2 protein-coding genes are annotated in these 786 nt (G+C 45.8%); both read right to left on the reverse strand.

Annotated elements, in window-relative coordinates:
- On the reverse strand, positions 1–319 hold a 319-nt coding region (locus HT708_RS12405), incomplete at its 3' end, for a hypothetical protein (protein ID WP_000381730.1).
- Between the two features lie 6 nt (positions 320–325).
- Complete coding sequence (locus HT708_RS12410) at positions 326–784, reverse strand: hypothetical protein (protein WP_172926412.1); 459 nt, start codon at positions 782–784, stop codon at positions 326–328.
- Between the last annotated feature and the right edge of the window lie 2 nt (positions 785–786).

The raw sequence follows: 786 nt of genomic DNA on the forward strand, positions 1-786 counted from the left end.
ACGCTTTCGCTGCGTTATAAGTCGCTACCAAGTCAAGGTTGGCAATCTGGTCTACACGTCCGCTGACTTCAGTTACTTTGCCAAGAAGTGCGCTATTTTCATCTTGTCCCATACTTGTGATTTTTTCCGCGATTTCTTTCAGTGTGTCCAAATTCTCAGGCGTCCCCTCACCCAAGATTTCAGCCTTAACTTCAGATTTAGCTTGGGCGATTGCTTGGTTCATGTCAGACGTGCTGACTTTCGTTTTCAGCTCTTCGTTTACCTTTTTGTTATCTTCCCCCACTGCCTGCGCAAATGCTGTTAATTTTGTAGTATCCATTTTGTGTTACACCTTTCCTAAATTGTAATAAAAGAGCAGGTCTGGCAATTCCTGACCTACTGGGCTCTCGCTTACAGTTCTACCTGCAAGCTGTTTTTTTACTTCTTCTGCGATATCCAGCTCTTTTAGAGCGTGGACTTCTTCTGTGACCAATTCCTTATCTGAGGCGACTATCTTGATATGGACAGATTTATCACTGGGGAAAACATAGCCTCCAGCCGTGATTTCCAAGCGATAACTCCCAATGGGCAAGATAGCGTCCAGATGAAAACTCACACCTTGATCGGTAACGGTTACCTGCTTCTTCCACTGGTAGCCCTCCTTGGTCAGACTGATCAGTGCCTCCTTCCCTTCCAGAGAGGAGATGACTTGGTAATCTTCGTCTAAGAGGGCAAAACCAAAGGTGGAAGCCAAGTCCCCTTGCTTAATCAGGTGACCACCGTCAATCTGCCGCAAATTGGTCATAT

Origin of the sequence: Streptococcus sp. 3613 (genome assembly GCF_013277375.1) — a bacterium.
Classification (GTDB): domain Bacteria; phylum Bacillota; class Bacilli; order Lactobacillales; family Streptococcaceae; genus Streptococcus; species Streptococcus pseudopneumoniae.